This is a genomic window from Reichenbachiella sp., assembly GCF_965223055.1.
Lineage (GTDB): Bacteria > Bacteroidota > Bacteroidia > Cytophagales > Cyclobacteriaceae > Reichenbachiella.
This window is the reverse complement of the sequence record NZ_CBDCVM010000007.1, coordinates 114,369-139,554: the sequence shown is the minus strand read 5'-3', so window position 1 is coordinate 139,554 and position 25,186 is coordinate 114,369. Positions and strand designations below refer to the sequence as shown.

Here is a 25,186-nt window from a genome sequence, read left to right as displayed (position 1 = left end):
TTGTACAGTAACTACTTGCGAATTGCAACCCCATATCTTCGCGGCATATATTCAGAAAATATGAGATTCATTTACATTACTTTAGCTTTAGCCGTATGCGCCGTTATGGCCCAAGCTCAATCGTTCGACGGCAGTAAGATGGGAAAAGGCATTCGCTTTATGGCGAAAGATTCCTCTTTCAGTATGCAATGGAATAACAGATTCCAAACGCAGTATATCGGTGCTCAAGACTTAGAAACCAATGAGTACGCAGATGCATTCACGATCAGACGTTTTCGTTTGAAATTCAAAGGACACTTGTACCATCCTAATATCAACTACAAAATTGAGTTGGCATTATCCAATCGTGATCAAGGGGACTTCTTTGCGGAACACAATGGAGCAGCCAGCATTGTATTGGATGCAGTATTGAAATGGAAGTTTCACCCAGGGTGGCAACTATGGGTAGGACAAACTAAGCTTCCTGGCAACAGAGAACGAGTCATTTCCTCAGGAGCGTTACAATTGGTAGATCGAAGTAGACTAAACAGTAGGTTTAACATCGATCGTGATAAAGGTATTTGGCTTCATCATGAGCACAAACTTGGCCAAGTAGTCCTAAGAGAAATAGTTGCAGCTACGAGTGGAGATGGAAGAAACATCACGGCTACTGCTGAAGAAGGATACGATTTCACATTCCGGGGAGAGATTCTTCCATTTGGTAAATTCATTGATAAAGGAGATTATTTTGGTGAAGATTTGGCTAGAGAGCCATCACCAAAACTATCTATTGGCGCCACTTATGATCATAATTTTGGTACTTCAAGACAGCGCGGACAATTGGGTTTATTTATTTTAGAATCAGTTGACGGTGACAAAGTGCACAGTGATTTGTCCACTATTTTCGTAGATATGATGTTTAAGTACAATGGCTTTAGTGTCATGTCTGAATTCGTGAACAAAAGAGTGGCTGATGGACCTATTAGCGGATTTACTACAAGTGGTGAATCCATATACTTTTATACGGGGCAAGCTTTCAATATACAAGGAGGCTATTTATTTAAAAATAATTTATCTATTGATGTGAGGTATACTGATGTTCAGCCTGAAAGAATGGAGATTGACGACGCGGAACAAAGGTATGAATTAGGATTCGGAAAATACATTGTTGGTCACACGTTGAAGTTTCAAGCGAGCGTAGCTTATAGAGACCGTGAGACAAAAAATGACAACATGATCTATTCTGCCCAGCTAGAGATAGGATTCTAACTTTGGAACAATATTTCTAAAAACACCCCATAAAGATTAATTCTTTGTGGGGTGTTTTTATTTAGAGTCTTTGAGTTTTATGATTTCGTTCTGAAGATTTTTGACGATGCCAGAAAGTTCCTCCATAGACAAGTCGCCTTTACCATCTGCATCAGGAAAATCAATACTAATAAATGCCTTTGATTCCCACACCTCAATGATATCCTTAGCATCTACTTGATACGGTGCATAAGATTTATTGTCTGAAACGAGAAATAGCTTTCCATTCTCCTCTACATAGTTAAATACTCTTTTGTACACTACTCCCTCCTCTTTGCTCAGCAAAACATAAGTCTTACCATTCTTTATGTTAGATATGTTCTCTACATACTCTCCTATGATCACAGTTCCTGGCAGTAAGGGCAACATGGAGTCACCTGAAATTTCAAAAGCCCTGTAGGTCGCATTCTTTGGTAACATGGGCAGCTGAAACTTAGGCATAGTTTCAATGTAAGTTGGGTCTGCATAGCCATTCATATAACCGGCAGATGCTTTCTGAGGAATCAGTTCAATGTTTTCATTTTCATCCTTATCCACAGTAATAGCCAGCACTTTAGCACTTCCCTCCTCCTGCTGATGTAGTTCATCACCAGACAACTCACTAACTACTTTACTAATCAGTGTATCCACACTCACATTGAACACCTCTGACATCCTAAGCAAGTTATTCAGACGAGGGTCCGCTCTACCTTCTTCATAAGCTCCTACCAGTGATCGTTTGATCCCAATGGCCTCGGCAAAAGTCTCTTGTGTGTATCCAAATTTCTTTCTTAAAAACTTAATATTATCGTTAACCTTGGCTTTTTCCATGTTCAATTTTGAATTGATAACAAACTTAACAGAACCCTACAATTTTGCAATCCTTATGCATCAAATAACACCATACCCGTATCACTGACAGCTGGCTTTCCAATGGAATACAGATTGATATGATGAAAATTTTCCCTATTCTTTAGCTTGTCCAAACGTTGAATAATTTTTTCTACGACGTGTTTTAAAGTCTCTCCAGAATCCGCCAAAACATAGCCATACATTTTCTTAGTTTTTTGAATAGATGCATGAAATTTGACTTGACATTTTCCAGATTTCAACTTTTTTGACGTGAGCTTCAGTCTGTATTCTCCTCCTACAGTATATGATTCCATTACTAATTTTTTTATCATTAAATTAATTAAACCTATTGATTAATCAATTAATTAGCGCTAATGACAATAAAATTAGCATTAAATTACTAATCAGCAAAACTAATTGCTAATTATTTTAGTTTTTCAAGAGTGATAGCTTCTATTTCTTACTAAATCGACGTTTGCCTTGGCCACCACCACTTCTCCGTGGTTTGGAAGCTCGAAATTTCGGATTATAATCTGGGCCTTCTCCGATATGCTCGGGAATTTTTACTTTCTGAATCTCCTTTCCTATCAACTCTTCAATGTTAGAAAAGTTGTACATGTCTTCTTCATTGACAAATGTAAAAGCGACTCCATTCGCATCTGCCCTACCTGTTCGTCCAATTCTATGTACATAATCAGCCGCATCTCCAGGCACATTATAGTTGATCACCATATCAATACCTTTGATATCAATACCTCTACTCATTACATCCGTGGCTACAAGTACATTGATTTTCTTATTGATAAAATCTTGTAGGACATCTTCGCGTTTCTTTTGTTCTAGGCCGGAATGAATAGGTGCTGCATTGATTCCGAGGCTTTTTATCTCCCTGGCAATTTTGTCTACTTCACTTTTTCTGGATAGGAACACAATCACACTATCCATTTTTTTGGCGGAAAATATATGCTTGATCAATTCAGGTTTCTGGCCATCGTAGATCATAAATGCCCCTTGAAGAATGTTTTCAGATGGCTTAGATATAGCAATATTTACCTCCTCAGGTTCATTCAATATTTCCTTGGCCAGCTTTCTGATTTTCGGTGGCATAGTAGCCGAAAACATCAGTCGCTGACAATCTTTGGGAATGAACTTCATGATTTTTTTCAGATCATCGTAGAAGCCCATGTCCAGCATTCGGTCGGCTTCATCAAGGATGAAATGCTTCACTTTCGATAGATCCACATACTCTTGATTCAAGTGAGCAATCATTCTACCTGGGGTAGCTATGATAATATTAGCTCCTTTGAGGAGTGCTTTTTTTTGCACATCCCAACTCATACCATCTCCTCCTCCGTAGACTGCCAATGAACTGGTTTCTACAAAGTAGCCCAAGCCTTGAATCTGCTGATCTATTTGGATAGCTAGCTCCCTCGTTGGCACAACCACCAATGCATCTATACTTCCATGATCAGATTGGTCATGGATTTGCTGCATGGTAGGTAACAAAAAAGCTGCGGTTTTACCTGTACCTGTTTGGGCACAGGCAATGAGGTCTTTGTTTTCTAAAATAATGGGAATGGCTTTCTCCTGAATCGGAGTAGTATTTTCAAAACCCATGGCATCTACCCCATCCAATACTGGAGGATGAATACCAACTTCTTTAAATTTCAAATTAAATATTCTTATTGATCGTACCCAAATCTACAAGTTATTCTCCATTTTCTGAGGCTTCCCCTTGATTTCTACTTCACTATTACGATTTGGATACTTATTATTATCATAATTGAGATCAATCATTCTACGAGATGGATCTATCTCGACAGATTCTACCTCATCAATGTCCACATCCACAATGAAAGAATAATAAGGATTCACCCATTTCCAAGGCGTCATCAAGGTTTCATGTCCGGACAAATCTCTATTCCCTCTCATCATTCCCATTGGAATATTGAAACTTTGCTTACTCCCGTCTTTCATGGTAAGTACTACATCAAGTGGCATGGGCATCAAGCCAATTTTTTCCATCGAAATTTCTATACCACCTTTGACCGTATTGACATTTGAAATGGAATAATCAATAGTTTTGGTTGTTTTTATCCAATAGTCAAAAAACCAACTCAACTCAAGTCCACTTTCTTTTTCCATAATTACTTCAAAATCAACTGCATTGGGGTGCTTAAATTTCCAAGTATTATAATACCTCAACATCGCTCGATCAAAAACTTCTCTACCCATAATGTATTCAAGACTCTGCAGTGCCAAAGCTCCTTTGCCATAAGCAGCCATACCATAGGCTCTGTGATCCTCAAAGTGGTCCGCATGAGTAGTCAAAGCTTCTTCTTTTCCAGATTCAACTATAGATTTATAAAATCTATATGAACCTGCCATTGGTTTGCGTGATTCATAATTTTCATCAAACAAATAATTCATGGTCATCTCATCATAATACTGATCAAACCCCTCATCCATCCAATACAGGTAACTCTCATTCGTACCTAATACCAGTTGGTAATAGCTATGTAAAAATTCATGAACTGCTGTACCAACCACAGACTTCAATGGTTTTTGACCCAACATAAGTGTGAGCATAGGGTATTCCATTCCTCCATCTCCACCTTGAACAACTTTGTACACTGGGTAAGGATATTTACCACATTTAGATTCAATGAATGGAATAGCCTTTTTCATGTAATCACCCAACTGTTTCCATTGTTCGACCAAGGTATCACCTTGATAGTATATGTGAAAATCCAATCCTTCTCTAATATTCACAACATCATGCAGATAATCAGGATCCGCTCCCCATGCAAAATCATGAACATTTTCTGCTAAGTATCTATAAGCTGTTAAATTTCCTTTTTTCGATTTCGTTGTTTTTTGTAAAACCCCGGAAGCAGCAACCACATAATCACTATCAATATTTATAGTCACATCATAGTCTCCCCATGGACTATAAAATTCTCTAGCTATATAATCGTGAGGATGCCAACCTGAATAGTCATATTCAGCGATCTTAGGAAACCATTGTCCCATGGAATATCTAACTCCCTCTCTATTATCTCTTCCGTTTCTTCTAATTTGAATGGGCACCTGGCTTTCAAACTCCATATCGAATACCACACTTTGACCAGGCAAGATTGGAGCCGAGAGTCTAGCTGTCATAATCGTACCATCAACTGAAATTTTCACTTTCTTTCCATCCCGTTTGAAGCTTTTGATTTTATGATAGCCAATCTCATCATCCTTGAGATTGAAGATGCGATCCTGAATTCCCCTTCTAGTATCCGCATGCGTTCTGCTTCGCACATCCATCATGCTCCCGGGTTGGAAGGCATTGAAATAAAGGTGGTAAAAAACCTTATCCAAAGTGTCAGGTGAATTGTTATAATATTTGAGTTGTTGAACACCGGTGAATTGATTCGTTTCTACATCCATATCAATTTCCATTTGATACTCCACTCTTTGTTGCCACCTGTCTGGTTGTGCCAACGCCGTGTACCCTATAATCACTAAACTCAACACAAGTATTCTCCCTGCCATCATAACTTTATCATCATTAAATTAAGTCGGCAATTTAAATACAATCTCTGGAGGTCAGTAGATAATTGTGATGGATTGAAATATGATGTGGTTGGCGGTAATTTGAATTTCTATTCCTAATCTAAACAGGTAAATAGTACTTCCCTTGGCATTTCGTGTTTACCATCAAATGTGATTAATTCCGGTTTCAATCCAATGACAGTCTCCATTTTATCTACTTCAGGTTGATAGTTTTTATCTAATGTGTAAAACTCATCATGATCCCCAAGCACTACTTTGAGCCTGGCACGCCCGTTAATATGTTCAAAATCTTCCGACTGGAGCTCTGGAGGAAAGCCTCCAGCCCACAGAACTAATGTTTTGAAATCTACTTTTGAATAGGCCGCCATTCTACTAATCATAGACACGCCTTGAGAGAACCCCATCAAATGAACCTTATAATCACTTAAAGACTTTGATTTGAACAACTCATTGATAACTGCATCAAAATAGAACTTTTGATTCCGCATATCGGTCTCTCTATCTTCTTTAGTCATCCAGCTGGCTCCTACATTCTTTTGGTCTGGAAGATAGAATTTTGATAAACCTTGAAGTACAACAACAAAATACTTTTTGGAATCAAACACATCGAATCTTCTGATGAAATACTTCCCTAATTGACCATAACCAGGACAAGCAATCCATATATCAGTGGTTTGATCACTTAGCTCATTAAGTGTATAGTACGGAGCTGAAAAATTAAACCTAATGTGATGCTCCATCAGTTCACCGAATATGTAATACGGTAAATGACTCCAGCTCGATCATCTGAAACTAGCATGGCTCCATCGGGCATGATTAAAACATCTACAGGTCTGCCAAATGCTTCCTGCGCTTCTTCATCTAACCAGCCAAATGCAAAGGGCTCATAGTCAGTAGCTATACCATCTTTCAACTTAATCCGCATGATGCGATACCCAATTTTACTACTCCTATTCCATGAGCCATGCTCTGCGATGAAAATATCATTTTTATATTCTTCTGGAAACATATCACCCGTATAAAATTTCAATCCTAAAGGCGCCACATGAGGGCCTAGCTTTTGTGCCGGAGGAGTGAATTCTGTACAGCTGTATTCTCCGCCATAGGTAGGATCAGCAATATCTCCTCCATGACAGTAAGGATAACCGAAATGCATACCTTCTTTTGGGGCATGATTCAACTCGCATGGGGGCATATTATCCCCCATCATGTCTCGACCATTATCCGTAAACCACATTTCATTAGTTTCTGGATGCCAGGTAAAACCAACAGTATTTCTTACGCCTTCCGCAAAGATTTCAAATTCAGAACCATCCTTATTCATTCGAGTAATAGAAGCATAAACCTCCTTCTTGCTTTCACAAATATTGCATGGAGCGCCAACAGGCACATATAGTTTATCATCTGGCCCGAAAGCAATGTATTTCCAACCGTGATGCTTGTCACTAGGAAAGTTATCTGAAACCAAAACGGGTTTCTTTACCTTGTTCAAATTGGATTCAATATTCACAAACTTCCATATTTTATTAATCTCGGCGACATACAAATCACCATCTTTGAATGCCACCCCATTGGGTGTATTCATATCCTGTGCAACAATGTATTTTTTATCAATTACGTTATCATCATCTGTATCCTCCAGGGCATACACTTTATCATCTTGCCTGGTTCCTACATACAAAATACCTCCTGGACTCAGTGTCATGGAGCGAGCATTTGGTACATTGTCAGCATATAAACTTATAACAAACCCCTCTGGCAGTATAATTTTCTTTAATGATTCATTCAGAGTTTCTTCTTCCGATGACTCTGTTGTCTCTTGGACAGATGTAGTATTCTGTGGTGTAGAATCACACTGATAGAATGAAAAAGCACTGAAAGTCAGTATGGTAATAGTAAGGAAGTAGTGCATGGTTGTCTAATGAAAATCTTAGCTAAAATTACTAGGGATGATATCCAATATCAAATGTTCTGAGAGTTTTAATTGCTTATGATCCTTTGCATATTTGCGGCATGATTTCAATCAACAATTTATCGTACTACCTGGGCAGTAGAGCCCTTTTTGAAAATGCGTCTCTCCACATCAAACCCAAAGATAAAATTGGTTTGATCGGACTCAACGGTACTGGTAAATCTACCTTATTGAAATTGATCACCGGGCAACTTCAAAAAGACAGCGGAGACATCAGTATGGCCAAGGAATGTTCTATTGGTTTTTTGAATCAAGACCTGCTTTCATTCCAGTCTGATGAATCCATCCTTTCTGTTGCGATGGAAGCGTTTGCCGACGTCATCGAGATTCAACATAAAATCGACAAAGTCCTCAAAAAAATGGAAACCAACTATGAAGATAAGTTGGTAGACAAACTGACTCGATTGCAAGATGAATTTGAAGCCAATGAAGGTTATGTATTGCAAAGCAAAGCCGAAGAAGTTCTGGAAGGAATCGGATTTAATACCGTTGACCTTCAACGTCCACTAAAAGAATTTTCCGGAGGATGGAGAATGAGAGTGATACTAGCTAAAATGCTACTCGAAAAGCCATCTATACTCATGCTGGATGAGCCTACCAACCACTTGGATCTTCCCTCTATTCAATGGATTGAAAACTATCTCAAGACCTATGAAGGAGCAGTAATCGTTGTATCTCACGACAGGCAATTCCTGAACAATACTGTGAATAAAATAGTGGAAGTCAGTAATCAAGATTTAATTTCCTATCCAGGTAATTATTCGAATTACCTAGAAGAAAAGGAATTGAGAAACGAGCTTCAGAAAAATGCTTTTGAAAATCAGCAATCTAAAATCAGACAAACCGAGCGATTTGTAGAGCGATTCCGTGCCAAAGCCACCAAAGCCAGACAGGTGCAGTCTAGAGTTAAAGCTTTGGAACGTATGGATCGTGTGGAAGACGTGATTGCCGACAATGCTGCGGTCAACTTCAAATTTAATTTCAATAAGCAGTCAGGTAGACATGTGTGTACCCTGGATGAGGTTTCCAAATCCTACCCTGAAATTGACATACTCAAGAAAGCCAGTGCGAATATAGAACGAGGAGACAAAATTGCACTGATTGGGGCCAATGGCAAAGGAAAATCTACTGTTCTCAGAATAATAGATGGAGACGAAAAAATTGAAGGCAAAGCCAAGTTGGGCTTTAATGTAAATCCTTCTTTCTACGCACAGCATCAACTTGAATCTCTGAACGTTGAGAATGACCTTTTGGAAGAGTTAAAGCAGTTTGGTTCCGGTAAATCTGAGCAAGAGTTGCGCGGCGTATTAGGCTGTTTCCTTTTCTCTGATGAAGACGTATTTAAGAAAATAAAAGTACTTTCCGGTGGAGAAAAATCCAGAGTAGCTTTGGCAAAAACATTGATTTCAGAAGCAAATTTTCTTCTACTAGATGAGCCTACCAACCACTTAGATATTCAATCTGTTAATATTTTGATTCAAGCTTTACAACAATATCAAGGTTCATTCATTTTAGTATCTCACGACAGATATTTTGTCACCCAAGTGGCTAATAAAATTTGGTGGATCGAGGATCATCAAATCAAAGAATATCTAGGCACCTACGAAGAATACACCTACTGGTGCGACAAAAACAACAAGCCTAAGGATACTTTCAAACCAACAGTGATCAAAGAAGAAAAGCCAAAAAAAGAAAAGAAACAAAAACCAGTTGATGTAGATCAAAAGGAACTTTCACGTTTGAAAAAAGAACTCAGTAAAGTAGAAAAAGATCTTGAAAAGCTTGAAAACGAGAAAACCAAACTAGAAGCTGATCTCGCTGATCCGGCTAATTTTAACGATGCCGAAAAACTGGCAGCTATAAATCTGTCCTATGAATCGAATGGTCAATCACTAAAAGACAAGGATCAGGCGTGGGAACAGCTGGTAGAACAAATTGAAGAATTAGAAAGTTAAATACGCTTTATATTTCATCGCCCAAGTTATGAGAAATCCATGATATCTCAAGAGTAACTATCTTTACTTATATTAAAACTATGAAACCAATGACTAGACTACTTTCCATCGCCTTTGCAGCCATCATAGCAGCAAGCTGCAGTACAGGATCAAATTCGGACAAAAAAAAGGAAATTGAAAAAATGGTTGCTGAACGAGAAGAATCAAATATCATTCACGATATTGATCAACTGCTCAAAGACCTTCCTGCTCCATCTTTAGTTCCATTTACTCTTAAATCAGTAAATGCTGTATTTGACAAAAGTCTTATCAATGAATTGAGCAATCTAGAAAAGTATAAAGGAAATGCTGACAAGATGGCGATGAACATGGGTGTATTTGCCTCTGATGTAAGCTATTTGGCAGCCTACGGATATGAAGAAGAGTGTCTGGAGTATTTAAAAACATCTCACTCCATTGCCCAAGAGCTTGGAGACTCAACGATTTATGATGATGCGCATTTACGCAACTTCCTCGGTCACATTAAAGACCAAAACCAAGAAGAAATTTCAAAGATTCTTAGTGAGCTATTTATTACCACAAGTGTCCAAATGGAAGAAGGGCATCATCTCAATATGGCCGGTCTGGCATTGGCAGGAAGTTTTATTGAAGGTTTGTATCAAGCGGTAGTAACGATAGATAATTCACCAGAAACAGCAGAAAGTGACAAACTTCTAGCACCTCTAGTAAAAGTCGTATTGGACCAAGAACCAGCACTCAAAGAAGTGATCAAAGTGCTCAAAGACTTACCTTCTGATGATGCGATCAGTACAATTATTGCAGAACTTCAGATTTTAGATGTACTATTTCAAGGTGAACTTCAGGAAATCGATGAAAAGATGAAGGCAGACCCAAATTTTGTTATCAAAAAACATATGCTTATCGATAGCGACTCTGAAATAAAAAGAATCCGTCAATGGATAGTGGAATGATATGAAAGCACCAGCCAATAGCTAACAACCTCCAAAAGGATGAAAAAAGTAATTGGAAAATATGCTTTTGAAGTGGTCGTGATATTTATAGGTATCACGACCTCTTTTCTTTTTGAAGAATGGAGGCAAAGCTTAGAAAAAGAAGCTAAAGCCATTGAAATTATGCAATCTTTGGTTATCGAATTGGAGCGAAACCACAACTATATGCTGGACATTGACACCGGTTATATGGAGTTAGACTCTGCTATTCATAGCTTGTTGGTCAGCGATAGCATCCAAAGAGAGGAAGTTGCAGAAATCACCTTTTTCCTCATGGAAGAAATTCCGAAATTCAGATTGAAAAGCATATCCTCCTTCATTCATGGCTTTTCATCCACAGACCAACTTCATATTCTCAATAGAAATAAAAAAATACGCCAATATTTAAGCTATTTAGAAGGTTTGCTCGAAGAGCATGAAAGCTACACCAATGCCATTAGTGAATACTCATCCACGCATCTTTGGCCTATAGCTAATAAGTATGGAGTTGCCAATTTCTTAATAGCCGAGGATAAAGAAGAATATGAAATTCTCGAGAATAGTTGGTCCGGACGAGCTAATAAAAATATCCAGCAAATTAAATCCAATCAAGATTTCATCACACATCTCAAGTGGTCTAGACTAAAAATCAGAAGACTAATAGAAATCAATCAGTTCATTCACAAACATATCAAAAACACAATCAGAGAACTGAATATAGCAATAGAAGAAGCCTAAAATTCACACTTTGCTAAGCATCCCCTACAAGAAGAGTTTAATAGTTAGTTTATATAATCTACAATTGCGAATTAAATAATTCTTTCTATATTTACGACAATTACGACTAATATAGAATAATGAAAAAGACCAAACTGGGTGAATTAGAAGAGCTTGTACTCCTTACCGTAGTGTATTTGAATGAATCAGCTTATGGCGTACAAATCAAATCTGAGTTGGAAAATCGTTTAAATCAATCTCTTAGCGTTGGCTCAATTCAAACTTCTCTCAAACGGATGGAGGAAAAGGGTTATTTGACTTCAGAATTTGGAGAGGCTACTCAAAAAAGAGGTGGCAAACGCAAACGCATTTATTATGCCACTCCACTAGGGCAAAACGTACTACAGGAAATGAAAGAAGTACGTACAAAATTATACGAAGTCATTCCTTCCATCTCCTAGCATATAAACTATGAAAAATAGACAGCAATCCCCTCCAACTTGGCCTTTGCAAATCCTCAAACTTCTAATTCACCAGCACTACCTGGAAGAAATTGAAGGTGACCTGGAAGAAATCTATCAGAATAACTTAGAAAAACATGCTACCCTCAAAGCCAATTGGCTTTATACGCTAGAAGTTATAAGACTACTCCGACCTTTACTTTTAAAAAGTCTTGAAGGCACTTATAGATTGAATAACTACGGAATAATAAAGAACTATATAAAAGTAGCCTGCAGAAACCTGCAAGCAAACAAATTTCAAAATGCTATTAAAATTGTCGGAATCACAATAGCACTGTCCACTTCCATGGCTATCTATCAATACATTACTTTCGAAAGGAGTTTTGACAACTTTCATTCCAATGTAGAGCAATTGTACAGAGTAGATGTGGATCGTATTCATAGCGGTGTCATACAAAGTCAAAAGGCCACCTCCTACTCAGCTTTTGGACCTGATGCTCAACAAGATATCGTCGGCATAGAAGAATTTACAAGAATCAGAATACGAGCTTCTAGCGTGGTGGTGGGTAAAGACTCTTCGCTCATGACTTATAGCATTCAAAAACCAGCTTTTGTCGACCCTTCTTTCTTATCCATGTTTGATTTTGGACTGAAAGACCCATCTATGCTTGAAAACCCTAACAGCATCATCCTAACGGAAACAATCAGTCGTAAATATTTTGGCAATCAGAATCCATTAGGGCAAATTGTCACCTTCATACATGGCAGGTATGAATTGCCGCTGGAAGTCAAGGCCATTATTCCAGATGTCAAACCCAATACACACATCCAATTTGAAGCTTTAATACCGTATCATGCCTTTTTCCCAGAAACCGATTGGATCAGTCATTCCTGGGATTGGTCAGGTGTGACCACCTATTTGAAACTAAGTACTGATGTGTCTCCGAACAAAGTAGCGTCTTCATTTCCAAATTTAGTGCGCAAGTTCAAAGGTGACAAAATGAAGGAGCGGGATATGGATTATCAATTTTCCCTAAGACCAGTTAAAGAAATTCATCTGAACAGTCAGCTAGACGGTGAATTGGAACCCAATGGCAATGAGCTGTCACTTTACTTCCTTGGTATCGCTGCCTTGTTAATTCTGACTCTCTCCTGGTTAAATAATGTAAACCTAACCACAGCACACAATGCAACCAGGTCAAAAGAAATGTCTGTCAGAAGAGTACTTGGGGCCCAAAAATCGCAAATATTCATGCAGTTATTTATGGAATCATTAATAACCCATGGCATAGCGGTTGTCCTTGCTTTCGCTGTTATTTTCACTTCAACTGACCTAATAGAAGCCTGGTTGGATATTTCACTAAATGTAGATACACACTTGCAATTTGAGTTTTGGGGTTTATTTATACTTTATATTGTTCTAGGTAGTCTCTTGGTTTCATTTGACTACCGAACAATCTTCAATTCAATTCGCACAAAGCGTACATCACAAGCTCTTAGTGCAAAGTCAAGTGGTTCTTTTAGAAAATTAGCTGTAGTATTTCAATTTGGTATTCTTCTGGCACTCATCATTATGACTTGGGCAGTCACTGCTCAACTCACCTACATCCAAAACTATAACCTAGGACTGGACAAAGAAAAAGTCATCGTCATTGAAAAGCCTAGACTATCAAGAAACGAAAGACAACTATCTCCGACATCTGCATTTCAAACTCAATTAGAGAATCTACACTGGGTCAAATCATATACCAGCAGTTTTCAAATACCCGGAAGTGAATTGGGTTGGAGTGGTGGAATCCGCCAAACCACGCAACCTAAGGAACTCGGTCAGGATCTTTATGCCACTGCAGTGAGTGATCATTATATTAGAACACTTGGACTAAAATTAGTAGCAGGATCGAGTTTTGAGGATATTTCTTGTGAAGAACACAGCCACGTAATTCTCAATGAAACCGCCACTAAATTGCTCGGTTTTGACAAGCCAGAAGATGCAGTATTAGCTAATTTGATCAACAGCACGGATCGCAAACAAAAAGTAATTGGCGTCGTAGAAGACTTTCATTACAGCTCGCTTCGAGACCAAGTAGAACCTTTGATGCTTGCCCACCTGTCCAGACCCTTGGATTATATATTTGTCAATCTAGGAGATGGTGACTTGTACAATCAAATTGAACAAGTAGAATTGGCATGGAAAGAGGCTTATGCAAATACTCCATTTGATTTTTTCTTCTTAGATGATCATATCAATCAGCAATACAAGGCAGATATTGAATTCAAGAAGTTGTTTACAGCATTTTCAAGTATAGCCAGTCTTTTGGCCACAATGGGTATATTAGGACTATCCTCGTTCTATGCTGCCAGAAGGATCAAAGAAATAGGAATCAGAAAGGTATTGGGAGCCAATATTGCTTCAATCATTTGGTTACTCTCTGGTCGGTTTATGATACTTATAGTTGTAGGCTCCTTTATTGCGGCACCTACCTCCTACTACCTCATATCCATTTGGCTTCAAAGTTTTGCTTATCAGATTGAGATTACTTGGGTGTGGTTTGCTGGCTCGTTTCTCTTGGTAGTTTTAATCTCGTGGAGCGTACTATGCCTTCAAACTTTAAAAACTGCCAACATCAATCCTGTTGAGTGCCTGAAAGATGAGTGATTGAAGTTCTCTAATTGAACTCAAATTTTTATTTCTTCTCCAGCGGTTTATCCATTTTCATGACTATGCCTTTGAATATCTCCCAAGCACGATAAAAACGATAATGGATTTTGAAATCAGAATCTTCTACAAGATTCTTCTGTGCGTAAAACAACATTAGACTATTCAACTTGGCATACAGTTCCTCTCCTAGTCTTGTCCTTTTGGTATATCCAAAGGGCACGAAACCCATCATTGCTACTTGCTTACCTCCCATAGGCTCTACATAATGCTCTTCTACTAGACCTAAGCCTTCCAATCTTTCCAGAATATCTTCAATAGACCCACCAAACAAAGAGGCATATTCAAAAATGGGATCTTCCAGTTTTTTACGAGTGGTATAAAACAACATAGAATTGAGCATCTCCAACATACCTTCTAGTGCTTCAGCTCTGTTACTCCATCGGGTACGATGGTGCGTCGTCAATGAGTCCAAAGACATCTCCAAAAAGATCTTCATGTCCTCCTCGGAAATCTCTACATTTTCGACGATGTACGACAGGATGGGCACCCACATATAAGCTTGTTTTGAAGTATAGAGCACTTCTGAACTTGGTTCCACTTCTCCCTCTGGAGGAATATAGGCGGTAGTCATACATAACAATCCATACTCATCTACTTTTAGAATGGCTTCGTTTCGCTCGTTTATCAGTTGTTCTAAACTCATTAATTCCCTTAATTATTTACGTGGGGCAGTCAATAATACGAAATATTCGCTAGTTATCAAATCCTATTTTTTGAACTTCATTTGATGCAACATCAGGCCGGATGCCGGAGCGATGTAGTAATCCGGAGATTCAGAAGGTAGATCAAGTGATTGCTGAATACTTTCCAAAGAGATTTGGTGCTTGCCCAACCTAATCAATCGCCCCATAAAAAAGTCGAATCTGATTGCGCATAAAACCCATTCCTTTTACCCGATAAACAAAACTCTGTTCAGGAAAAAAATTAGCGGTCCAAATGTCATTTTCTACAATCTCACTACAGCTAACCCTCTCGCTCAAACTGTGTGCCTTCTTTGGGTTTGTAGCAATACTCCTGGAAGTTGTGCGTACCTTGAAATAGCTGTGCTCCCTGTTTCATCAAGTCTATATCCAAGTCTTCACGAATGTAGGTAATAAAGGGCGCTGCAAACGGATGGTTTTTTCTCTCCAAATGAAAACAAGTACAAGTACTCCTTTTCCTTGGCATGTTGGATCACGTTAAACTTTTGATCTACGGCTTCGATGCTAATGGCTCGAATATCAGCAGGCAAGTTTTCATTGAAATCGGCCAATAATTGCTGCTCATCCTCAGACTCTTCTAAAAACAACTCAAATGCTGCCTGAGTAGCAGATACCATAGCATCTGTACGGCTTGCACCTAATATCTTAAAAGGCTTGTCAGACAAAATATACTTAAGCGTACGTTCAATCATTTCCTGCACGGTCTTCACGCCTGGCTGTCTTTGCCATCCATGATATCGAAAACCAAGGTATTGAACTTCTATTAAGTAGAAATGAGTTGCCTTCATAATTTATTGCGAACCAATAGGAAGGCGCAAAACTAGTAAGAATGTACTCCGTTCGGATACATCTCTACTTATTCAATCCTAAAATTTTATTGAGTTGATTTTGATCAATTGCACCTCCGGCAAAATCATCAAACGCTTTTTGTGTCACTTCTATGATATGATCTGTTATAAATGGTACTCCTTCGCTCGCCCCTCGTTCCGGCGATTTGATACAACACTCCCACTCCAGAACTGCCCAGCCATCGTAGCCATATTGACTTAGCTTACTAAATATTTGTTTGAAGTCCACCTGTCCATCACCTAATGATCGAAACCTACCTGGTCGATCTACCCAGTCTTGATAGCCTCCATAGACCCCGGATTTTCCGTTGGGATGAAACTCGGCATCTTTCACATGAAACATCCGGATATAATCGTGATAGAAATCGATAAACTGAATATAGTCTATCTGCTGCAAAACAAAATGGCTTGGATCGTACAAGATCTTGACATTCGAATGATTATTCGTCACTTCCAAAAACCGCTCGAAAGTCACGCCATCGTGTAAGTCTTCGCCAGGATGTAACTCATAGCACACCTCTACCCCTAAACCATTGCAATGATCCAAAATAGGCAACCATCTCTTCGCCAGCTCCTTAAATCCAGCTTCTACCAAACCCGTGGGCCTTTGTGGCCAGGGATACATAGTATGAAAAAGTAATGATCCCGAAAATGAACCCATCACCTTTAGACCTAAATGATTACTTGCTTGAGCCGAAGCTTTCATTTGATTTACGGCCCATTCAGACCTGGCTTTAGGATTGTTGTGCAATACCTCTGGTGCAAAAGCATCGAACATGGCATCATAAGCTGGGTGCGAAGCCACCAATTGACCCAGGAGATGGGTCGATAGCTCAGAGATTTCCAAACCAGCTTCGTTCACCACACCTTTGATATCATCACAATAACTTTTACTCTCTGCGGCTTTTTCTATGTCAATGACACGCTGGTCCCAGGCCGGAAGCTGCACAGCCTTATATCCCAATTCTGCTACCCATTCACAGATATTTTTCAGATTGTTGTAAGGGGCCACATCGCCGAGAAACTGAGCCAAAAATATGGCCGGTCCTTTAATCGTTTTCATCTTAGAGTGTTTTCCAGACGTTTCCGTCAAGGTTAGATTCTACTACTTTTTCTATAAACTTCATGCCTCGTACACCATCCATAACCGTAGGATATTCACCTGCCATCAGTTGTTCTTCACGTATGGCTTTGGCCATGCCTTTGTAAATATTGCCCATGGCATCAAAAATCCCTTCAGGATGCCCAGGTGCCATCTTAGTGCTCGCCATTGTTAGTGCCGTGTTGTAAGGATTGCCGGGCTTCAGTGTTTGAATAGGTTGTCCTTCTTTCAATAGTACCAACTCAGTAGGATTTTCCTGGCACCACTTTAAACCTCCTTCCTTTCCATATACCTGAATGGTTAGATTATTTTCTTCTCCAGTAGCAATCTGACTAGCTCTAATCACTCCTTTGGCTTTCCCCATACGGATCAGCATCGTACCATCCACATCCAAACTATTATCTTCATACAAATGATTGAGATCAGACAGCAAATGATCCACCTTTAAGCCTGTAGTGTATTCTGCTAGATTGAATGCATGTAGACCAATATCTCCGATACAGCAGGAAATCCCAGACTTTTCTGGATCCAATCTCCACACCTCTTTTCTTTTTTCACTTTCGTGAATGAAAGGATTGATCCAACCCTGATAATATTGAACATCCACGCGTTGAATTTCTCCAATTTCTCCCTTGGCGATCATGGTTTTCATCTGCCGAACCATCGGATATCCCGTATAAGTATGCGTCAAACAAAAATGCTTACCTGATTGTTTCACAAGACTTTGTATGTCTTCTGCTTCAGCAGCAGTCATTGTCATGGGTTTTTCGCAAATCACATGAAAACCGCCTTCCAAAAGACTTTTAGCCATAGGGTAATGCAAGAAGTTCGGCGTCACTATGGACACCACTTCCATCCGCTCCGAATTGGGTAATTTGCTCTCCTCTGAAATAAGCGTCTCTACGTCAGGATATACTCGTTGAATGTTTAACTCAAGATCATTGGCAAAAGACTTACCCTGTTCATAATCCACATCAAAGGCACCACCTACCAGTTCATATCGCTCTCCCATATAAGCTGCAATGCGATGAGCTATTCCGATAAAAGCACCTTGACCACCGCCAAGCATTCCCCATTTTATTCTTCCTTTACTCATCTGTTGTTAGGCTTTATATTCGACTTCCTCGTTTTTGAAACTCAGGCTAAAGACAATAAGAATAAGGGCTGCAAATCCCGCTGGATAAAACCAAATCTCATTCCAGTCATGTAGGCCTTCTGCATTTACATAGCTATCCGATATCTTTCCGGCTATCCAAAACCCAATCAACATTCCTACGCCATAAGTGGCCAAAGTGATCAATCCTTGTGCTGCACTTTTATGTTTTTCTCCTGCCTTGCTATCTGTATAAATCTGTCCGGAGACAAAAAAGAAATCGTAGCAAATACCATGGAGTGCTATGCCCAATAGGAGCATGAAGCTCAATTCGTCTGCATTGCCAAAGGCAAACAATACATATCGGAGAGCCCAGGCCAGCATACCTACCAAAATGGTTTTCTTAAATCCAAATCTCTTAAAGAACACTGGAAGTAATAACATGAACAATACTTCGGAAGCTTGTCCAATAGTCATCTTTCCAGTTGGGTTGGCTACACCAATTTCCGCCAAAAAAGGGTTGGCGTTTTGATAGTAAAAAGCCAACGGAATACAAATCATCACTGAAGAAAGGAAAAATATGAGAAAATTTCGATCTTTTAATAACTTTAGAGCTTCTAGTCCAAGTATATCAGACAAAGAAAGTTTATCACCTCCGTTTTCTCTAGGTGGTGTCTTGGGCAGGCTAAAGCTAAACAAACCCAAAACTCCAGAAGCAAAAGCAGTCATGAGGAATGAATTTTTGAGAAGTCCATTTTGAATCCCTTCACGAGAATCCCAACCAAAAACATAACTGATTGCCAGACCTGCAATAATCCACCCTATTGTACCCCATACTCTAATATAAGAAAACTCCTTAGTGGGGTCTGTCATCTGATTGAATGATACAGAATTAACCAAAGCCAGGGTAGGCATGTACAATATCATATAACCTAAAAGGTAGGGATAGAATGCACCAAAATCAGACGCTTGGGAAAGTAAAAACATCATAAGAGCGCCTGCAATATGGAGAACTCCCAATATTCGTTCTGCATTAAAATATCGGTCAGCAATCAGCCCAATAATAAATGGAGCAACAATGGCGCCCCAGGATTGCGTGGAATAGGCCATGCCCGTTTCTGCTCCTGTGGCATTTAGGTTATTTCCCAAAAAAGTACCTAGCGTCACAAACCACCCACCCCAAATAAAAAACTCCAGAAACATCATCACTGACAACTGGGTTTGTGTTGATTTCTTCATTAAAAACGTTAATTAAATTTTTGTATAAATTTGATCAATCCAATTGCCCCACTTTCCCGAAACTGGATAACTAAAGCAAAATAGCTTTTTTCAATTTGTAACATGTTTAAAATATTTCAATGAATAATATTAAACAAAGCATCGTACCCTTTCGGGAAGAAAATGGATCGGTCTATCATGCTGACACTTGCTTACCACTCGTAGACGCTGTCAAACGCGAAAAGGTGGAGTTTAAAGCATTAGCCAGGCACACCTACCCTGGTGACCGACTCACCAATGACACCAGAGGCCTGAATACCATCGGCTACTGGAGTGCCAACGAATCTCAAGATTGGGGGCTGGACTGGCACCGCAACGAAGGTGTGGAGTTTCACTTCCTGGAATCAGGCCACATGCCCTATGCAGTAGAAAACACTGAAACAGAATTATTTCCAGGAGACTTTACCATCACTCGCCCCTGGCAGCAGCACAAAGTGGGCAATCCATACGTCGGCATTGGCAAATTTTACTGGGTGATTATAGATGTGGGCGTTCGTCGTCCACATCAACCATGGACTTGGCCGGATTGGATTGTACTATCAGACCATGACCTCAATCGTCTTAATCTATTGCTCAGACAAAACGAACAACCTGTCTGGAAAGCTACAACTGAAATCAAAGCCTGCTTCAAACAAATCAATCAGACAATCCATCAGGATGTAAATGGCTCTTCAGCTTCCAAACTTAGGATTCATATCAACGAACTATTGATCCATCTTTTGGACATGTTTGACAAGGGCAAGATGGTACTAAATGAGTCACTAACTGACAGTATGCGCTCGGCTAAGCAGTTTATCTCCGAATTATCCAACAACCTTTCCCACCCCTGGACGATCGAAGAGATGGCTGCATCCTCCGGGCTGGGTGCTACACGATTCACCCATCACTGCAAGCAGTTAACCAATCTCACACCCATGCAGCTACTCACCAAGAAACGTATTGATTGGTCTAAAAGATTACTACTTGATCACCCTGAACAAAGCGCAACGCAAATCGCATATACCTGTGGTTTTGCGACCAGTCAGTATTTTTCTACTGTATTTAAGAAGCAAGAAAAATGTTCTCCGCAGGAGTTTAGGGTGAAAAATAAGGTGGAAGTGACTTGAGTTTCCTACTTGCCGCATTCATTGCGGCATCTGTCTCTTTCGGAGCTGCTGTTCTTTCAGATAGATCGCAGAACGGGTCTGCGAAGGAGATGAATACGAATTGAATACTGTAGTGCAAGAGTCAAACAGGTTAACCGGACTCTCCTATTCAACACTTCCAAAGTTTGGAACTTTGGAAGTGTTTCTATGTACAATTTCATTCATTGAATGATTTTAAACAATCCATTTATTCTAATCCTATACTTTAGATAAAGTTTTAAGTGAATTCATAAAACAGGGATTATGAACTGATAGATTTTATACACTTACTGACACTACATCAAAACGATTAAATGAAAACATTAAATCACGTCTTATTCTGCTACTTGAGTCTAGCCATCTTGAGTTGTGGTTCTGGCAAGAGCAGCGAGCAATCCGCAGCAGAGCGGCCTATAGCAAACAAATTCAAAATCAAGCAACTGCTGGAGAAAAACACCTGCTTTGCTTGTCATAAAGAAAAGGAGAAGTTGATGGGGCCTCCTTATGTGGAAATTGCCAAACGAAATTATAGCAATGAACGAATCGTCGAACTGATCTACAAGCCAGAACCTGAAAATTGGCCGGATTACCCTGCACCTATGATAGCATTACCCCACCTGGATAAAGACGAATTATTGGATATTGCTAACTGGATCAATTCCTTGAATTAACACAAATCAAAAATGAAAACAAACAGAAGAAACTTCATCAAGCAATCAGGATTACTCACAGGCAGTTTGGCCGTTGCTTCCTCTCCCCTCCTAAATGCATGTACAAACACAATGAATACTTCAGACTTCAAAATCTCACTGGCGCAATGGTCATTACACAAAGCCTTGTTCGCAGGAGAAATAGACAACCTGGATTTCGCCAAAGTCACCAAAAATGAATTCGGTATCTCGGCTGTGGAATACGTCAGTCAGTTTTTCAAAGACAAGGCCAAGGACAAAGCATATATCAACCAAATGAAGCAAGTAGCAGCTGATTAATGGCGTGAAAAGCTTGCTGATTATGATAGATGGTGAAGGTGATCTAGGTGATAATGATGAATCGAAAAGAAATCAGGCAGTAGAAAACCATTACAAATGGATAGAAGCAGCCAAACAGCTGGACTGTCACTCCATACGCGTAAATGCTGCTGGCCAAGGTTCAGCTGAGGAAGTACAGCAGAATGCCATCGAAGGACTTAGAAGCCTGTCCACTTTCGCCAAGGGTCTTGACATCAATGTGATCGTCGAAAATCACGGTGGGCACTCTTCTAATGGGCAATGGCTTAACAAAGTGATTTCTTCTGTTGATATGAACAACTGTGGTACCCTACCCGACTTCGGCAACTTCTGCATCACTAGAGACGAAAACTGGAATTGTCTCGAAGACTACGATCGCTACCAGGGCATGAAAGAAATCATGCCATTTGCCAAAGGAGTTAGTGCCAAGTCGCATGACTTTGACGAAAACGGCAATGAAATTCATTCTGACTTTTCCAAAATGCTGAAGATTGTGAAGAGCGCTGGATTCAAAGGATACATTGGCGTAGAATATGAAGGCAAAAAACTGAGTGAATATGAGGGCATCAAGGCCACAAAAGCGCTGCTAGAAAAAACCATCGCTTCCTTGTAAACCCATTAACCCAATAGAAAATGAACAAGATTCTAGAAGATAGCAGTACGTTCAACATCAACTCGAACAAAGCCAATCACTTTGACGCCATCGTTGTAGGTTCAGGCTTGAGTGGTGGCTGGGCAGCAAAAGAATTAACCGAAAAGGGATTTAACACGCTTGTTTTGGAACGCGGTCGCAATATCGAGCATGGCGACTATCCCACCGCGACGATGGAGCCATGGACGGACCCATATGGCATGGCCATGGATCCTCAAGTGATAGCCGACAATCCTGTCGTCGGCAAGTGCTACGCTTTTACTAAAGAACACGAGCACCACTTCGTGAAAGACAAAGAGCATCCTTACATCCAAATCAAACCGTTTGACTGGATCAGGGGTTATCAGGTGGGCGGAAAATCGCTCATGTGGGCCAGGCAGGTTCAGCGCTGGAGTGACCTGGATTTTGAAGCGAATGCTAAAGATGGAAATGGCATCGACTGGCCAATTCGCTATGCAGACCTTGCACCATGGTACAGTTATGTTGAGGAGTTCATCGGCATAAGCGGCAACCGTGACGGGCTAGATCAAATTCCAGATGGAGAATTTCTACCTGCTTTTGAGATGAATTGTGTAGAGAAAGACATCAAAAAAGCAATTGAGGGCGACTTTCCTGGCCGAAATGTGGTCAGTGGCCGATCAGCCAACATCACTCAAAGGCACAACGAAAGAGGACCATGTATGTCTCGTAATCGCTGTGCTAGAGGCTGCCCTTATGGAGGCTACTATAGTTCCAATAGCTCTACACTTCCCGCGGCCAAAAAAACGGGCTACATGACCTTACGTCCTCACTCCGTGGTTCATTCCATCATCTATGATGACGACAAAGGAAAAGCCATCGGTGTACGAGTTATTGATGCCAACACAAAAGAAGTAACTGAATATTACAGCCGTATAATCTTCTTAAACGCTGGTACAGTGAATACCACTGCGATATTACTCAATTCGAAGTCCAACACTTTCCAGGAAGGATTAGGAAATGAAAACGATGTACTTGGACGCTACCTGATGGATCACGATTTTAGAGGCTATGCTCGTGGGAGAATAGAAGGCTACGAAGACAGTTATTTTAATGGCCATCGCCCTACAGGCTTGTACATGCCTAGATTCAGAAATTATAAAGATGACAGACAAGAGGATTTCTTAAGAGGTTATGCCTATCAACTCAGAGCTGGAAGAGGTGCTGGAAATTTCAAACCAGATGATCCGAAATTTGGTATCGGATTCAAAGACAAACTGACTGAATTTGGTTCTTGGGGTATGAGTATGGGACCTATGGGTGAGCAACTACCCTATGCAGAAAACCGAATCACACTGAATGGTAAACAAAAAGACGAATGGGGTGTGCCACTGATTGAAGTAGATGCAGAGTTTAAAGAAAATGAGGATGCTATGCTTCAGGACTCGCTCGACACGGCAGCCGAAATGATGGAAGCTTTTGGCTGCAAGGACATAAGCACAGGGATTGACCCAAAATGGAATGTAGGGCTTGGGATACACGAAATGGGCACGGCACGTATGGGACACAGTCCAAAGGATTCTATCCTCAACAAATACAATCAAGTGCATAATGCTAAAAATGTATTTGTGTCAGATGGAGCCTGCATGACATCCTCAGCTTGTCAGAATCCATCGCTGACCTACATGGCAATTACAGCCAGGGCAGCTAATTATGCTATTGATGAACTGAAAAAAGGAAACCTATGAACAGACGTGAGATACTCAAATCAGTTGGCCTGATCGTAGGCGGAACGGTGATTGGCGCAGATGCCTTTTTATTGAATGGATGTACTTTTTCTGAGAAACAGGAAGGACTACTGACTATCAATCAGATAAAATTATTAGAAGAAATTGCAGAAGTAATCTTACCGCATACCGAAAAATCTCCTGGAGCAAAAGATGCTAAAGTGGGACCATTTATCGACAGAATCGTGACTGATCTCTATACCAGTCAAGAGCAGCTTGTTTTTCTAGAATCACTTGCAAAATATGAAGAGATGGATTTTGATTCGATCAAGCTAAATGAAAAAGAGGCCATCCTATTGAAGGAAGAATCAAATGTGGAAGAAAATCCTGTATATATCTACTCGAATGAAGAAACTGGTGAGTCTTTTGAAAGTAGGCCAGGTTATGTGATGATCAAACAATTAGCTATTTGGGCCTATTTATCATCAGAAATTGTAGCTAAAAACAACTTCAATTTCCTGCCCATTCCAGGAAAATATACTGGATGTGTGGAAGTAACATCCGAGACCAAACCAATGTATATGAAGCCATGGTCATGGGCTGCACTTAGAAAAGTGTAAAAATTACGGAATAGTGAAGCGAAGTGGATTAGACTTATAGTTTAGTCTACCTTTTTATTCTACTCTACTGAAAATTTTAACATCCGCGTAAAACGTCCCAAAAGGTACTAAAGAAGCAATCAATGCTATCGCAGAGGTCTTCATCCCCCATTTGTGGATATAGATATTCTGAAGGCAGAAGATTCCATATAGAATAAAAAGCCAGCCATGCGCCATACCCACATAAAAATTAGGTTCTCGGATATCCAGCATATATTTCAGCGGCATGGTAATAGCGAAAAGTAAATAACTGATACCTTCTAGCACAGCCAATAATCTCAATCTCCCAATAGGTGTATTTAACTCCATGTTGCTACTTTTCCTTTTTGTCCTTCAAATTCGACGATATCCCCTACTTTCATTTTCTTCCTTTTTCGGGTTTCAATCTCACCATTTACTGTTACTTCTCCGTTATCAATTCTAATCTTGGCCTCGCCACCAGTGGCTACCCAACCAAAGGCCTTAATGAGATTATTAAGTTCTATAAATTCTTCGCCCGGTCGTAAATTGAATGATTCCATAATGCTATAAATGAGCCACAAAGC

26 protein-coding genes are annotated in these 25,186 nt (G+C 39.9%); 12 read left to right on the top strand and 14 right to left on the bottom strand.

Features of this window, described 5'->3' with window-relative positions; translation table 11 throughout:
• The first annotated feature begins 60 nt into the window (after positions 1-60).
• The gene (locus tag ACOQO5_RS07545) at positions 61-1,248 is read left to right on the top strand and encodes a porin (protein ID WP_420581080.1); all 1,188 of its coding nucleotides are present in this window, start codon (positions 61-63) and stop codon (positions 1,246-1,248) included.
• A gap of 57 nt (positions 1,249-1,305) precedes the next feature.
• Here ACOQO5_RS07545 and ACOQO5_RS07540 read toward each other — a convergent pair whose 3' ends face one another.
• From ACOQO5_RS07540 to ACOQO5_RS07515, 6 genes are all read right to left on the bottom strand, one after another.
• The gene (locus ACOQO5_RS07540) at positions 1,306-2,097 is read right to left on the bottom strand and encodes an XRE family transcriptional regulator (protein ID WP_420581079.1); all 792 of its coding nucleotides are present in this window, start codon (positions 2,095-2,097) and stop codon (positions 1,306-1,308) included.
• Positions 2,098-2,150: 53 nt separating this feature from the next.
• Positions 2,151-2,432, bottom strand: coding sequence for a hypothetical protein (locus tag ACOQO5_RS07535; RefSeq protein WP_420581078.1), 282 nt, complete (start codon positions 2,430-2,432; stop codon positions 2,151-2,153).
• Between the two features lie 139 nt (positions 2,433-2,571).
• On the bottom strand, positions 2,572-3,789 hold the full coding sequence (locus ACOQO5_RS07530) for a DEAD/DEAH box helicase (RefSeq protein WP_420581077.1): 1,218 nt from the start codon (positions 3,787-3,789) through the stop codon (positions 2,572-2,574).
• A 30-nt stretch (positions 3,790-3,819) separates the two neighbouring features.
• Positions 3,820-5,661, bottom strand: coding sequence for a M1 family metallopeptidase (locus ACOQO5_RS07525; RefSeq protein ID WP_420581076.1), 1,842 nt, complete (start codon positions 5,659-5,661; stop codon positions 3,820-3,822).
• 113 nt (positions 5,662-5,774) lie between these two features.
• On the bottom strand, positions 5,775-6,419 hold the full coding sequence (locus ACOQO5_RS07520; protein WP_420581075.1) for an alpha/beta hydrolase: 645 nt from the start codon (positions 6,417-6,419) through the stop codon (positions 5,775-5,777).
• Entirely contained in the window at positions 6,419-7,591 is a 1,173-nt protein-coding gene (locus ACOQO5_RS07515; RefSeq protein ID WP_420581074.1) for a PQQ-dependent sugar dehydrogenase, read from the bottom strand. The genes ACOQO5_RS07520 and ACOQO5_RS07515 overlap by 1 nt, the downstream gene beginning before the upstream one ends.
• A 101-nt stretch (positions 7,592-7,692) precedes the next feature.
• Between ACOQO5_RS07515 and abc-f the strand changes: the two genes are divergently transcribed.
• The 5 genes from abc-f (at position 7,693) to ACOQO5_RS07490 (ending at position 14,429) form a co-directional block, all read left to right on the top strand.
• Entirely contained in the window at positions 7,693-9,606 is a 1,914-nt protein-coding gene (gene abc-f, locus ACOQO5_RS07510) for a ribosomal protection-like ABC-F family protein (protein WP_420581073.1), read from the top strand.
• An 89-nt stretch (positions 9,607-9,695) separates the two neighbouring features.
• The gene (locus ACOQO5_RS07505; RefSeq protein WP_420581072.1) at positions 9,696-10,577 is read left to right on the top strand and encodes a hypothetical protein; all 882 of its coding nucleotides are present in this window, start codon (positions 9,696-9,698) and stop codon (positions 10,575-10,577) included.
• 39 nt (positions 10,578-10,616) lie between these two features.
• Positions 10,617-11,333 carry a hypothetical protein gene (locus ACOQO5_RS07500; protein ID WP_420581071.1) on the top strand — a complete coding sequence of 239 codons (717 nt, stop codon included), beginning with the start codon at positions 10,617-10,619 and terminating at the stop codon, positions 11,331-11,333.
• Between the two features lie 119 nt (positions 11,334-11,452).
• The gene (locus ACOQO5_RS07495; RefSeq protein WP_420581070.1) at positions 11,453-11,773 is read left to right on the top strand and encodes a PadR family transcriptional regulator; all 321 of its coding nucleotides are present in this window, start codon (positions 11,453-11,455) and stop codon (positions 11,771-11,773) included.
• 10 nt (positions 11,774-11,783) lie between these two features.
• Positions 11,784-14,429 carry an FtsX-like permease family protein gene (locus ACOQO5_RS07490; protein WP_420581069.1) on the top strand — a complete coding sequence of 882 codons (2,646 nt, stop codon included), beginning with the start codon at positions 11,784-11,786 and terminating at the stop codon, positions 14,427-14,429.
• Between the two features lie 28 nt (positions 14,430-14,457).
• Here ACOQO5_RS07490 and ACOQO5_RS07485 read toward each other — a convergent pair whose 3' ends face one another.
• From ACOQO5_RS07485 to ACOQO5_RS07460, 6 genes are all read right to left on the bottom strand, one after another.
• Positions 14,458-15,135 carry a hypothetical protein gene (locus ACOQO5_RS07485; protein WP_420581068.1) on the bottom strand — a complete coding sequence of 226 codons (678 nt, stop codon included), beginning with the start codon at positions 15,133-15,135 and terminating at the stop codon, positions 14,458-14,460.
• A gap of 63 nt (positions 15,136-15,198) precedes the next feature.
• Positions 15,199-15,342, bottom strand: coding sequence for a hypothetical protein (locus ACOQO5_RS07480; protein ID WP_420581067.1), 144 nt, complete (start codon positions 15,340-15,342; stop codon positions 15,199-15,201).
• A 228-nt stretch (positions 15,343-15,570) separates the two neighbouring features.
• On the bottom strand, positions 15,571-15,981 hold the full coding sequence (locus ACOQO5_RS07475) for a hypothetical protein (protein WP_420581066.1): 411 nt from the start codon (positions 15,979-15,981) through the stop codon (positions 15,571-15,573).
• A 64-nt stretch (positions 15,982-16,045) separates the two neighbouring features.
• Positions 16,046-17,104 (bottom strand): sugar phosphate isomerase/epimerase family protein, encoded by a 1,059-nt coding sequence (locus ACOQO5_RS07470; protein ID WP_420581065.1) that lies wholly within the window; start codon positions 17,102-17,104, stop codon positions 16,046-16,048.
• Position 17,105: 1 nt separating this feature from the next.
• Complete coding sequence (locus ACOQO5_RS07465) at positions 17,106-18,239, bottom strand: Gfo/Idh/MocA family protein (RefSeq protein WP_420581064.1); 1,134 nt, start codon at positions 18,237-18,239, stop codon at positions 17,106-17,108.
• 6 nt (positions 18,240-18,245) lie between these two features.
• Positions 18,246-19,475 (bottom strand): nucleoside permease, encoded by a 1,230-nt coding sequence (locus tag ACOQO5_RS07460; RefSeq protein WP_420581063.1) that lies wholly within the window; start codon positions 19,473-19,475, stop codon positions 18,246-18,248.
• Positions 19,476-19,594: 119 nt separating this feature from the next.
• Between ACOQO5_RS07460 and ACOQO5_RS07455 the strand changes: the two genes are divergently transcribed.
• From ACOQO5_RS07455 to ACOQO5_RS07430, 6 genes are all read left to right on the top strand, one after another.
• Complete coding sequence (locus tag ACOQO5_RS07455) at positions 19,595-20,620, top strand: helix-turn-helix domain-containing protein (RefSeq protein ID WP_420581062.1); 1,026 nt, start codon at positions 19,595-19,597, stop codon at positions 20,618-20,620.
• Positions 20,621-20,952: 332 nt separating this feature from the next.
• Positions 20,953-21,309, top strand: a complete 357-nt coding sequence (locus ACOQO5_RS07450; protein ID WP_420581061.1) for a c-type cytochrome — start codon at positions 20,953-20,955, stop codon at positions 21,307-21,309.
• A gap of 12 nt (positions 21,310-21,321) precedes the next feature.
• Positions 21,322-21,627: a twin-arginine translocation signal domain-containing protein gene (locus tag ACOQO5_RS07445; RefSeq protein ID WP_420581060.1), complete on the top strand. Its 306-nt coding sequence runs from the start codon at positions 21,322-21,324 to the stop codon at positions 21,625-21,627.
• A gap of 4 nt (positions 21,628-21,631) precedes the next feature.
• Complete coding sequence (locus ACOQO5_RS07440; RefSeq protein ID WP_420581059.1) at positions 21,632-22,258, top strand: sugar phosphate isomerase/epimerase family protein; 627 nt, start codon at positions 21,632-21,634, stop codon at positions 22,256-22,258.
• Between the two features lie 20 nt (positions 22,259-22,278).
• The gene (locus ACOQO5_RS07435) at positions 22,279-24,003 is read left to right on the top strand and encodes a GMC oxidoreductase (protein ID WP_420581058.1); all 1,725 of its coding nucleotides are present in this window, start codon (positions 22,279-22,281) and stop codon (positions 24,001-24,003) included.
• Entirely contained in the window at positions 24,000-24,602 is a 603-nt protein-coding gene (locus tag ACOQO5_RS07430) for a gluconate 2-dehydrogenase subunit 3 family protein (RefSeq protein WP_420581057.1), read from the top strand. The genes ACOQO5_RS07435 and ACOQO5_RS07430 overlap by 4 nt, the downstream gene beginning before the upstream one ends.
• A 54-nt stretch (positions 24,603-24,656) precedes the next feature.
• Here the strand turns inward: ACOQO5_RS07430 and ACOQO5_RS07425 are convergent, their stop codons facing one another.
• Entirely contained in the window at positions 24,657-24,950 is a 294-nt protein-coding gene (locus tag ACOQO5_RS07425; RefSeq protein WP_420581056.1) for a DUF3817 domain-containing protein, read from the bottom strand.
• Positions 24,941-25,162 (bottom strand): RNA-binding S4 domain-containing protein, encoded by a 222-nt coding sequence (locus ACOQO5_RS07420; RefSeq protein WP_420581055.1) that lies wholly within the window; start codon positions 25,160-25,162, stop codon positions 24,941-24,943. Before ACOQO5_RS07420 ends, ACOQO5_RS07425 begins: the two co-directional genes overlap by 10 nt.
• Positions 25,163-25,186 lie beyond the last annotated feature (24 nt).

Excerpts from the sequence above, each read along its gene's own strand:
- ACOQO5_RS07545 (WP_420581080.1), top strand. The coding sequence starts at position 61 with ATGAGATTCATTTACATTACTTTAGCTTTAGCCGTATGCGCCGTTATG.
- ACOQO5_RS07540 (WP_420581079.1), bottom strand. The coding sequence starts at position 2,097 with ATGGAAAAAGCCAAGGTTAACGATAATATTAAGTTTTTAAGAAAGAAA.
- ACOQO5_RS07535 (WP_420581078.1), bottom strand. The coding sequence starts at position 2,432 with ATGGAATCATATACTGTAGGAGGAGAATACAGACTGAAGCTCACGTCA.
- ACOQO5_RS07525 (WP_420581076.1), bottom strand. The coding sequence starts at position 5,661 with ATGATGGCAGGGAGAATACTTGTGTTGAGTTTAGTGATTATAGGGTAC.
- ACOQO5_RS07520 (WP_420581075.1), bottom strand. The coding sequence starts at position 6,419 with ATGGAGCATCACATTAGGTTTAATTTTTCAGCTCCGTACTATACACTT.
- ACOQO5_RS07515 (WP_420581074.1), bottom strand. The coding sequence starts at position 7,591 with ATGCACTACTTCCTTACTATTACCATACTGACTTTCAGTGCTTTTTCA.
- abc-f (WP_420581073.1), top strand. The coding sequence starts at position 7,693 with ATGATTTCAATCAACAATTTATCGTACTACCTGGGCAGTAGAGCCCTT.
- ACOQO5_RS07505 (WP_420581072.1), top strand. The coding sequence starts at position 9,696 with ATGACTAGACTACTTTCCATCGCCTTTGCAGCCATCATAGCAGCAAGC.
- ACOQO5_RS07500 (WP_420581071.1), top strand. The coding sequence starts at position 10,617 with ATGAAAAAAGTAATTGGAAAATATGCTTTTGAAGTGGTCGTGATATTT.
- ACOQO5_RS07495 (WP_420581070.1), top strand. The coding sequence starts at position 11,453 with ATGAAAAAGACCAAACTGGGTGAATTAGAAGAGCTTGTACTCCTTACC.
- ACOQO5_RS07490 (WP_420581069.1), top strand. The coding sequence starts at position 11,784 with ATGAAAAATAGACAGCAATCCCCTCCAACTTGGCCTTTGCAAATCCTC.
- ACOQO5_RS07485 (WP_420581068.1), bottom strand. The coding sequence starts at position 15,135 with ATGAGTTTAGAACAACTGATAAACGAGCGAAACGAAGCCATTCTAAAA.
- ACOQO5_RS07480 (WP_420581067.1), bottom strand. The coding sequence starts at position 15,342 with ATGGGGCGATTGATTAGGTTGGGCAAGCACCAAATCTCTTTGGAAAGT.
- ACOQO5_RS07475 (WP_420581066.1), bottom strand. The coding sequence starts at position 15,981 with ATGAAGGCAACTCATTTCTACTTAATAGAAGTTCAATACCTTGGTTTT.
- ACOQO5_RS07470 (WP_420581065.1), bottom strand. The coding sequence starts at position 17,104 with ATGAAAACGATTAAAGGACCGGCCATATTTTTGGCTCAGTTTCTCGGC.
- ACOQO5_RS07465 (WP_420581064.1), bottom strand. The coding sequence starts at position 18,239 with ATGAGTAAAGGAAGAATAAAATGGGGAATGCTTGGCGGTGGTCAAGGT.
- ACOQO5_RS07460 (WP_420581063.1), bottom strand. The coding sequence starts at position 19,475 with ATGAAGAAATCAACACAAACCCAGTTGTCAGTGATGATGTTTCTGGAG.
- ACOQO5_RS07455 (WP_420581062.1), top strand. The coding sequence starts at position 19,595 with ATGAATAATATTAAACAAAGCATCGTACCCTTTCGGGAAGAAAATGGA.
- ACOQO5_RS07450 (WP_420581061.1), top strand. The coding sequence starts at position 20,953 with ATGAAAACATTAAATCACGTCTTATTCTGCTACTTGAGTCTAGCCATC.
- ACOQO5_RS07445 (WP_420581060.1), top strand. The coding sequence starts at position 21,322 with ATGAAAACAAACAGAAGAAACTTCATCAAGCAATCAGGATTACTCACA.
- ACOQO5_RS07435 (WP_420581058.1), top strand. The coding sequence starts at position 22,279 with ATGAACAAGATTCTAGAAGATAGCAGTACGTTCAACATCAACTCGAAC.
- ACOQO5_RS07430 (WP_420581057.1), top strand. The coding sequence starts at position 24,000 with ATGAACAGACGTGAGATACTCAAATCAGTTGGCCTGATCGTAGGCGGA.
- ACOQO5_RS07425 (WP_420581056.1), bottom strand. The coding sequence starts at position 24,950 with ATGGAGTTAAATACACCTATTGGGAGATTGAGATTATTGGCTGTGCTA.
- ACOQO5_RS07420 (WP_420581055.1), bottom strand. The coding sequence starts at position 25,162 with ATGGAATCATTCAATTTACGACCGGGCGAAGAATTTATAGAACTTAAT.